Source organism: Alcanivorax sp. P2S70 (assembly GCF_000475295.1).
GTDB classification, from domain to species: Bacteria; Pseudomonadota; Gammaproteobacteria; order Pseudomonadales; family Alcanivoracaceae; genus Alcanivorax; species Alcanivorax profundi.
On record NZ_AXBZ01000052.1, the window covers coordinates 1 to 9,119 of the forward strand.

The window sequence follows — 9,119 nt, forward strand, 5'->3', positions numbered from 1 at the left end:
GCATGCAGGAAATGCTGTACCGCCTGCGGGGCATTGTCCAATGGTTGATACATGGGCTCGCGGGTTTTCTGGCCCGCTCGATGCGCGCGGGCGTCGATCAGCCCGGTTGCCAGCAAGGCATCCAGGGCAATCAGCCGGAATGTGGTCAATTTGCCACCACTGACGGTGACAATGCCATCGGACTTCCAAACAGCATGATCACGACGTTCCTTGGACGGATCGACCCCTTTGCCCGAGGCAATGACTGGCCGTACGCCGGCAATGGTGGCGTAGACATCATCACGGCTCACTGTCACGTCCGGGAACTGGGTGTTGATGAGTTTGAGCAGATACTGGAGTTCCCGCTCGCTGGCACTGGCTTCGATGTCCATGTCTTCCGGGTGGTCCAGATCGGTGGTGCCCACGCAAGTGACCCCTTCCCAGGGGAAAACAAACACCGGGCGACCGTCGTCGGGGTGCATGACCGTCAGGCAATCGCTCACGGGAAGCCGGGCGGGATCAATAAACAAATGACTGCCGCGTAGAGGCCGCACACGGGACTCACTACCGGACAGTCGATCTGCCCAGGCTCCCGTCGCATTGATCACATGGCGTGCCTGCAAGGTGGCAGTGCCACCATTGACCCGATCCGTCACGGAGACCTCGAAGCTCTCGGCCACGCGCTGCGTGCCTGTCACCCGGGTGTAGTTCTGGGCGAGCCCACCATGCCGTGCCGCTTCCAGCAAGGTCCGCATCACCAGACGGCAGTCATCTGTGAGGGCATCGGTGTAACTCATGGCCCCGGTGAGGCCATCTGTGTTCAAGCCCGGAGCACGTTTTTCCACTTCGGCCCGGTTGAGATAGCGGTGATCCCGAATACCGGCGAGGAAATCGTACAACCAGAGAATCGCTTTCATGGGCCAACGGCCAGGGAATACACCTTTCCTGAGCGGAAAAAGATAGGTGGCACGTTCCACCAGACCAGGCAGTTCCTTGAGCAGACGCTCGCGCTCGAGCAACGAATGCCGGGTAAGCCGGACATCACCCTGGGCGATATAACGGAGCCCGCCATGAACCATTTTGGACGAACGGCTGGACGTTCCCCAGGCATAATCGGTCTGCTCCAGTAGCAGGACCTTGAGGCCACGCCTGGCAGCCTCCAGCAAAATCCCCGCCCCGGTAATTCCGCCACCGATGACCAGCAAATCCCATTGCTGTTGTGCCAGTTGTTCCAACGGTTGCCGCTTGCCCAACATTGTCATCATCCCTGCTTGTCTGTGACGTCTGAATCCTGAATCAGGCAGCCCGGATTCAGTCTCTGCTGCGGATCAAAATGGCCGATAAGGCTGCGTATTGCGGCCATGCCTTCCTGCCCTTTTTCATGGATCAGCCAGGGCGCATGATCACGGCCCACGCCATGCTGATGGCTGATGGTGCCGCCATTGGCCACGATGGCCTCGCTGGCAGCCTGTTTCATGGCTTGCCAGCGAGCCAGTGTTTCCGGGTAGCTGGCGGAACAGCGGAAGACATAGGTGGTATAGATACTCGAACCCTGCGGGTAGAGGTGCGACAAATGGGTGAAGACGTGCACCTGCTCACCGTCACCGGCCTGCTCGCGAACCGCTTGCTCCATGGCCTTCATGGCCGGGGTCACCTGCTTCCAGTTTACCGCTGTCTCAAAGGTGTCGACCACGTAGCCATGCTCCCAGAGGCCGTGTCTCAGATACGGCGAACGGAACCGTGATTCTTCCCATTTTTTGCCGAGCAGCGTTCCGATCACTACCCCCCCTGCGCCGCGGATGCGTTGCTTGGCTGCAGCCAGGGTCTGGCGACTCTGGCGCCGCTCGCCCGTGACCCCAAAGGTGATCATGCACTTTTCATCGCCACAACCGCGCAGGCCCAGATAGCGATGCAATACAGATACCAGTTTTTCATGACCGGCAAGCATCAGGTGGCTTCGGGTCTCTTCCGGGTTGGACACACGCAGCATCGACAGGGGAAGCCTGGCCTGGGTCATCCCCCTGACAAGTTCCACCGCAGTGTCCCAATTCGGGGCAAAGGCAACGTGAAAGGATTCGGTTTCCGGCAGTGGGGTAACCCTGACCTTGACCTCGGTGATGATCCCCATACGCCCTTCAGAACCGAGGATGATCTCGCGGATATCGGGACCGGCTGACGAGGCCGGGATGGCAGGAATCTCCAGGGTGCCACGGGGTGTCTCCACCTTGCCCCCCGCGAACATTTGCTCAATACGGCCATAGCGCATGGATTGCTGGCCACTGGAGCGACTGGCGACCCAGCCGCCAATGGTCGACAGTTCCCAGGACTGCGGGAAATGCCCCAATACATAGCCCTGCTCTCGCAGTTGCTGTTCTACCTGCGGACCCGGGGTGCCAGCCCCAAAGGTGGCAATCTGGCTCTCACGGTCCAGCTCAACAAGACGGTTCATGCGCGCCAGTGACAGGGTCAGCACCGGTTTGCTGGAAGGCTGGGGATTGATATGTCCTGCAACGGAAGTCCCGCCACCGTAGGGGATCACCACGACATCGTGCTGCTCGGCCCAGCTGAGTAGCTTGCGGACTTCCCCACTGGTTTCGGGTTCTGCTACCCCGTCGGGAAAATGCCCAAACTCGCCCGAACGCATGGCAAGCCAATCGGGGAGGCTTTGACCGCGGGCATGGCGGACGCGAATTTCCGGGTCGGTGCTGACAAGGGGATGAGCGGCAAGACGGCTAGCCGGAACCTGATCCAGCACGGACTGCAGTTCTGCGTCAGGCAGCGGTTCGGCCCTGCCAAGGCGCGCCTGCACAAAGCGCAGCCCAGAGGGCTTCAGTGGATAATTATTGGCGCTGTCGCCCCAGCCATTCCAGCGTCGCATGCAAATTCTCCAAGGTTTTTCGCATGTTATCGCTGTTCGGCTCCCCTTTCACTGGCGCTGCGGGACAGGGGTATGGACTATTTCGGACACACTTATTTGAGCAGCCATTTGCGTACACCCCGACGGCGGGCTCCGGCCCTTTGCTCCTCAAGATCGGCCAGCATGGACTCGATAGACGCAGACACTTTGTCGCGCAAGTCCCAGCACGCATCCTTATCCCCTTCCTTACCCGCATAATCAGTGGTGGGGATCGGTTTGCCAATCTGAAACCAGAGGGGTTCAGGCTTGGGCAGCAAGGTGGGGCCCAGCCCCCGGCTCAATGGCATGAAGGTGTCGCCATCACGCAAAAGATTGTCCACGGGCTTGCGCTTGAGCAGCCATTTGCCCAGCCGTGACTGTTTGAAATCCTGGCTGTCATAGAGAATCTTGTACGTCATGTCGCAGCCCGCAGAGGCAAACGGGATGATGTCATAGCCATGCTGGATGGCCATTCGGGCAAACCCGGTCCGCTGCTTCCACACCAACTTGTGGATCTCGTCCTTGCGCATGGCCACCTCACGAGCGCCACCGGGGAACACCAGCACATGCTGACCCGATTCCATCAATTGAGTGCAATTTGCCGGTGTGCCTTCCACCGCGCCCCAACGGGTCAGCAGCTTGCCCCAACCCGGCACATCAAAATGCAGCCGGTCACCTAGTGCGCGGGGGAAAACACCCGTCTGGCGATAAAGCTCGAGCACAAAAAGAGGTGAATCGATCAGGCCATACAGCCCATGATTCCCCACAAACAGTGCCGGTCGCTGGGCATCAACATTTTCTGCCCCACGCAAGACCGGGGAAAAATACCACTTCTGAATGCGCAGAATGCGTTCCATCAAGGCAACGGGTGGCGGGGAAAATGACGAACTTTTCATCCAGGGTCCTGTCTTTGTCAGTACCGATTGGCAAACTTGAGACGCGGCACTTTACCAGCTTTTACACGGTCGCTATGGTTCATTGAGGACTAAAGCGTTAAAAAAACCAATAAGTTATGTATTCCAAGGGAGTTTTCATGAAACGTTTTGCGGGTTCGCTGATTCTTGCCGGCACCGTTGCTGTCACGGGCTGTAGCACCATTAACCCCTACACCGGAGAGAAGCAGACCTCCAAGGCCACGTCCGGGGCCGCAATCGGTGCCGTGGCCGGTGCCTTGATCGGGATTGCTACCTCTGACAGCGCCAAGGAGCGCAAGGAACGCGCACTGGCCGGTGCCGGCATTGGCGCCATCACTGGCGGCGGCGTCGGTTATTACATGGACGTGCAAGAAGCCAAGCTTCGCCAGAAACTCGAAGGGGCTGGGGTATCTGTGACTCGAGACGGCGAGAACATCATTCTCAACATGCCGGGCAACCTGACCTTCGCCACCGACAGCACCAATGTGAAATCCTCCTTCAGCCCTGTTCTGGATGCCGTGGCCGAGGTACTCAAGGAGTATAAGTCCACCATGATCCAGGTCGCGGGTCACACCGATAGCACGGGTGGCGACCGCTACAACCTGCTGCTCTCCCAGCAGCGAGCCCAGGCCGTGGCCAATTCTCTGGCGGGCTTCGGTGTCGAGCAGGTGCGCATGGATATTGTCGGCTTTGGCGAAACCCAGCCGATCGCCAGCAACAGCACCGCCAGCGGCCGTGAACAGAACCGCCGCGTAGAGCTGACCCTGCTGCCCTACACCGACTAAACTAACGATTCGCGGGCAGGCCCAGGCTTGCCCGCTTCTCTCTTGCATCATCCCCCCTTCCTCAGCACGCCCTCCACTTATTCAACTTTGACGTACCTTTGCGGATGTTTTTCGAGGTGACCGGCGGCAATATTGATACCCTATCAATGCAATGCGGTTACCGCGGAGAGCCTCAGATGTCCCCCAACCCTGCCAGCGTTGACGCTCCCGTGAGCGAGCTGGACAACCTGCGCTGGCAGCAGCTGGAAAGTCGCTTGCCTGGTACAAGTTTCGTTTACGGCGTGACAACTACTGGGGTGGTGTGCAGCCCTGGCTGCCCTTCCCGCCTCCCGCGCCGTGAGAACGTGAGATTCTATGAAGACATCCGCGGAGCCCTTCAAGCGGGATTTCGCCCGTGCAAGCGCTGCCGCCCCCTGGACAAGGTGGGGACGGATCTGGGTGAGCTGTTGGCACGCGTCTGTCGCAATCTTGAGGGATATGTGGTGAGCGGTGCGGACGCCGCGATTGCTGACGTGGCCAGTGATGCCGGCATGGCGGAAGCCACCTTGTTACGCCACTTTCGCAGCGTGACAGGACTGACCCCGACAGAGTACCTGGCCGCGATTCGACAATGCCGGCTTTACCCGGCGCTGGCGAAGCAAGGCTCCGTACTGCAGGCAGCAACTGAAGCCGGATACGGTTCTGCCAGCCATTTTTATCAGGACGCCCCACGCCTGACAGGCATGCCTCCCGCCAAACACCGCAAGGGCGGCAAGGGGGAACAGCTGACCTTCGCGCTTGCCAGCACCGAGCTCGGAGAGCTGGCGGTGGCCGCGTCTTCACAGGGCGTGTGCTGGATTGCGCTGGGAGAGGATCCCGGGGTATTGCTCGATGAGTTTCAGGACCATTTTCGCCACGCCACCCTATTGCCACCGAATGACGCGTTCAACCAACAGATTGCGGCGGTCTGCCAGCTGGTTCAGCATCCGGAACAACCTGTGACACTGCCTCTGGATATCCGGGGCACCGTATTTCAACGTCAGGTATGGCAAGCCCTGCAGGCCATTCCTGTTGGCATGACCCTGGACTATCAACAACTGGCAGAGCGGATTGGCAGGCCCACCGCCGCGCGCGCGGTTGCCCGAGCCTGTGCGAGCAATGTGCTGGCCGTGGCGGTCCCCTGTCACCGGATCATCCGGCGAGATGGCGGGCTGTCGGGGTATCGGTGGGGCGTGGAGCGCAAAGCCTGGTTACTCGCCCGGGAGAAAGCGGCGCCAGAGGGAAACTGAAGCGCTAACCGGAGTTTTTCACCAATCGCCAGGCCAGGTACGCCAGCGGCACAGTGAGCCCCATCACCAGCAGATACGGCCAGCGATGATCCAGCGTATACAGCCCGGTGCCGACCAGCGGGCCAAGAATGAATCCTAACGCCGGGCACGCACTGGCCAGGCCCGCTACCCGACCCTGCTCTTCTGCACTGACCCGCAAACTGGCCAGCGCCATGATCGCCGGCATGCCAAAGCCAAGCCCAAGACCGATCAACAGCACTGCAAGACTCATGATGGTTTGGGCATCTGCCAACCAGAGAATCACTGCCCCTGCGCCAATGGCGGGAATAGCCATAATGATCAGTACCGTGGGAGCGGCTTTTAGCCACTGCACCACAATCAGCTGCCCAAGCAATGAGGTGATGGCAGCCGCCATCATGGTCAGCCCGAGTGCCCTGGCCGCCCCCTCAGGTGACATGGCGAAATGATCCTGAAACAAAAAGCCCAGAGTCTGCTGGATCAGGGCGAAACTCATGAACAGCATCACCCCGGTAAGTAACAAATCCCGGAGTCGCGAATCCGCGTAGGCACTCAGACCTTTACGAAGGGTTTGTCCTAACGAAAGCGCACGTTCAGTGGGCACATGCGGGGATGGCGGCAAGAACAGCGCCATCAGGACAGCCATTAGCCCGGTGATGATCGCGACGCCATACAAGGGGAAGACCAGCGCCACTGCCGCCAGAATGCCTCCGGAAACCGGACCGACGACAGTGCCCAGGTTGTTGGCCGCACCGATCCTGCCCATGCCCCGGGTACGTTGTTCCGGAGTGGTAATATCGGCGGTATAGGCCGCCGCCGCGGCGGGTGTCGCTGCCATGATGGCCGCCTGCAACATCCTGCTGATCACCAACCCGGCAACCAGAGCAGTACCACTGACCCAGCCATGCAGACCGGCGTCGAAGACAAGCGAAAACATCAACGTGCCAAGGGAATACCCGGACAACCCGATCACCAGCACACGTTTGCGCCCCAGCGATTCACTCAGCGTCCCCCATACCGGGCTGGCAAGGGCAAACACCAGTGAAGAACAGCTGATAATCAGGCCGACCTGCATTTCGGCCAGGCCAGTCGCACGCCCCAACGACGGCAGAAGCGTAAACACCAGCGTCTGCCCCAGCGCCGTGACCGCCACTGCGGCCAGCAGCATGCTATGCTGCAGCGCTCTGCCCTGTTGCTCTACCGGAACTGCCGGAGAATCCGAATCCTGTGACATACCCTTCTCAAACATTGGCTGACTGGCTGGCAGCCAAACCGTTCACGCTGGCCATGTCGTCAGGTTTTTTTGGTTTCTTCGCCCATTTCGGGGTGGTAAAGGCCCTGCAAGAGCATGGGCTAACGCCGGCACGATTGTGTGGCTCCAGTGCAGGTGCCCTGGTCGCATGTAGTGTTGCCAGTGGCAGCGGCATGACAACGCTGGAGCAGCGTCTGCTCCATCTGGACAAAGGGGATTTCTGGGATCCTTCGCCAGGCCTCGGATTGCTCCGGGGGCAGGCTTTCCGTTCACTGCTGGCCGATATCCTGCCCATTCGTCTTCTTGACGAAAGCCCACGGCCCGTTGCCCTGTCTGTCTGGCATGGCCGCAGCCAGCGAACCCGGGTGCTGCGTGATGGCGATGCCGTTGAGGCCGTATACGCCTCCTGTGCCGTGCCGCTGCTGTTTCAGCCTGCCAGTATTAACGGTGAACGCTACTGGGATGGCGGCATTGCTGACCGCCACGGATTAGCCGCGACCTGGCCCGGAGAGCGGGTACTCTACCACCATCTGCAATCCCGTTCGCCCTGGCGTCGGGCCAACAGTGCAGCGTTATTGCCACCGATCAGACCCAATCTGATGACGCTGGCCATTGACGGACTGTTGCGGGCAGGCCCGAATCGACTCAGCAACGGGCGTGTTGCCCTGGAGCAAGCCTATTCGGCAACACAGCAGGCCCTGTCCGCCCCCCTCTCGGGGCGGCAGGTCACCATACAGGCATAAATAGAGCGGGATCAGGCCCTAGCCAGCCTCGTCGTAGAGGGGTTTGGACAGCTCTGCCCAGTCAACTTCACCATCATCCACCAGGTTTTCGTACTGAAGGATACCCAGCTCCTCGAACCGTGGCCGAACAGACTCGGTGAGTAACCCGATGCGTTTCAGGTTAGGCATGATGCGGGTAAACAGCAGATTGCGGAACTGGGCCATGATGGTCGATGACAGCACCTGCTCTCTGGCCGCCTCCACATCCCAGCCGAAGTGCTCGAACACTTCGGTGCTGATGAGCCGCTCTCGCATGACGACGCAAGCTTCGAAAGCGAAGTGTGCCCGCTCTTCTTTTTCTTCATGAGAAAGTGTCTGAACAAAATCCTCCAAGTAGTTGACCCCAAAGGTAACATGGCGCGCTTCATCACGGATCACCAAGTGCACAAGCTGCTTGAGCAATGGGTCCTTCGCCGTCATTTTCAGGGTGTTAAACGCGGCCAGTGCCAGCCCTTCGATGATGATTTGCATACCGATGAATTTCAGGTCCCAGCGGGGGTCGGACAAAATTTTGTCCAGTAACGCCTTCAGGTTTGGGTTCACCGGGTAGAGGATGCCGATCTTTTCCTGAAGGTAACGGGTAAAGGCCTCCACATGCCGTGCCTCATCAAAGGTCTGACTGGCAGCATAGAGCTTGGCATCATAGGTGGGTGCGCAGCTTGCCAACTGCGAGGCGACCAGCAAGGCGCCCTGCTCACCATGCATGAACTGGGCGAGCATCCAGGCAAGGTTGTGCCAGCCAAAACGCAGTTTTTCCTCGTCGCTTAGTGCTTCAAACACCGGCCAGCCGTTGAACGGATTAAAAGACTGGTCCATGGGGATTTCAGAACGGGGGAAATCCTGGCTCCAGTCCAGGTCCATATCCGCATTCCAGTTCAGTTCCTTGCCGAGCCGGTAGAGCTTGCGGATCCGGCCATCCGCAGAGGAATAGTCCCAGTTGTAGTGACCCGTCAGTGGGGTCTGGAAGATTTCGACAATGTCATCCACGTGCTCAGCGGACAGTTTGTCTTCGATGTCGTCAGCCCCGGGGCCATCCCAGTTCTGGTAAATGCTGACCTGTGTCGGAGGAGCGGAGACTCTGGTTATTTTCATTGGGCACCTTCTTCCGTGGTTGCGTAGCGTTCTTCAACGCTAGGCCGATCCTGAAAGGTGAACAATGTCGCGGGATGACAATTACAGGCGCCGCTGGCGGGAAATCACAATCAAGGAGCCTCTGAATAACTCC

8 protein-coding genes are annotated in these 9,119 nt (G+C 59.4%); 3 read left to right on the forward strand and 5 right to left on the reverse strand.

Annotated features, from left to right (window positions below):
* The 3 genes from Q672_RS30800 to Q672_RS30810 all read right to left on the reverse strand — a co-directional run.
* Positions 1–1,244 (reverse strand): glycerol-3-phosphate dehydrogenase/oxidase (locus Q672_RS30800; RefSeq protein ID WP_235047210.1); only part of this gene is annotated, 1,244 nt, incomplete at its 3' end.
* Entirely contained in the window at positions 1,241–2,857 is a 1,617-nt protein-coding gene (locus tag Q672_RS30805; protein ID WP_022986385.1) for an FAD-binding oxidoreductase, read from the reverse strand. The genes Q672_RS30805 and Q672_RS30800, both read right to left, overlap by 4 nt.
* Positions 2,858–2,949: 92 nt before the next feature.
* Complete coding sequence (locus Q672_RS30810; protein WP_022986386.1) at positions 2,950–3,771, reverse strand: lysophospholipid acyltransferase family protein; 822 nt, start codon at positions 3,769–3,771, stop codon at positions 2,950–2,952.
* 137 nt (positions 3,772–3,908) lie between these two features.
* Here Q672_RS30810 and Q672_RS30815 point away from each other — a divergent pair, with 137 nt between their 5' ends.
* Together Q672_RS30815 and ada are read left to right on the forward strand one after the other, a co-directional pair.
* The gene (locus Q672_RS30815) at positions 3,909–4,574 is read left to right on the forward strand and encodes an OmpA family protein (protein WP_022986387.1); all 666 of its coding nucleotides are present in this window, start codon (positions 3,909–3,911) and stop codon (positions 4,572–4,574) included.
* Positions 4,575–4,750: 176 nt separating this feature from the next.
* Positions 4,751–5,842 carry a bifunctional DNA-binding transcriptional regulator/O6-methylguanine-DNA methyltransferase Ada gene (ada, locus tag Q672_RS30820; protein ID WP_022986388.1) on the forward strand — a complete coding sequence of 364 codons (1,092 nt, stop codon included), beginning with the start codon at positions 4,751–4,753 and terminating at the stop codon, positions 5,840–5,842.
* 4 nt (positions 5,843–5,846) lie between these two features.
* On the opposite strand, the gene Q672_RS30825 is transcribed toward ada, so the two are convergent.
* Positions 5,847–7,094 carry an MFS transporter gene (locus Q672_RS30825; RefSeq protein WP_081703690.1) on the reverse strand — a complete coding sequence of 416 codons (1,248 nt, stop codon included), beginning with the start codon at positions 7,092–7,094 and terminating at the stop codon, positions 5,847–5,849.
* On the opposite strand from Q672_RS30825, the gene Q672_RS30830 reads away from it, so the two are divergent.
* Positions 7,088–7,855, forward strand: coding sequence for a patatin-like phospholipase family protein (locus Q672_RS30830; RefSeq protein WP_031226923.1), 768 nt, complete (start codon positions 7,088–7,090; stop codon positions 7,853–7,855). The two genes, Q672_RS30825 and Q672_RS30830, sit on opposite strands and share 7 nt — an antisense overlap.
* Before the next feature lie 18 nt (positions 7,856–7,873).
* Here the strand turns inward: Q672_RS30830 and Q672_RS30835 are convergent, their stop codons facing one another.
* On the reverse strand, positions 7,874–8,986 hold the full coding sequence (locus tag Q672_RS30835; RefSeq protein WP_022986391.1) for a ferritin-like domain-containing protein: 1,113 nt from the start codon (positions 8,984–8,986) through the stop codon (positions 7,874–7,876).
* Positions 8,987–9,119 lie beyond the last annotated feature (133 nt).

Excerpts from the sequence above, each read along its gene's own strand:
- Q672_RS30805 (WP_022986385.1), bottom strand. The coding sequence starts at position 2,857 with ATGCGACGCTGGAATGGCTGGGGCGACAGCGCCAATAATTATCCACTG.
- Q672_RS30810 (WP_022986386.1), bottom strand. The coding sequence starts at position 3,771 with ATGAAAAGTTCGTCATTTTCCCCGCCACCCGTTGCCTTGATGGAACGC.
- Q672_RS30825 (WP_081703690.1), bottom strand. The coding sequence starts at position 7,094 with ATGTCACAGGATTCGGATTCTCCGGCAGTTCCGGTAGAGCAACAGGGC.
- Q672_RS30835 (WP_022986391.1), bottom strand. The coding sequence starts at position 8,986 with ATGAAAATAACCAGAGTCTCCGCTCCTCCGACACAGGTCAGCATTTAC.
- ada (WP_022986388.1), top strand. The coding sequence starts at position 4,751 with ATGTCCCCCAACCCTGCCAGCGTTGACGCTCCCGTGAGCGAGCTGGAC.
- Q672_RS30815 (WP_022986387.1), top strand. The coding sequence starts at position 3,909 with ATGAAACGTTTTGCGGGTTCGCTGATTCTTGCCGGCACCGTTGCTGTC.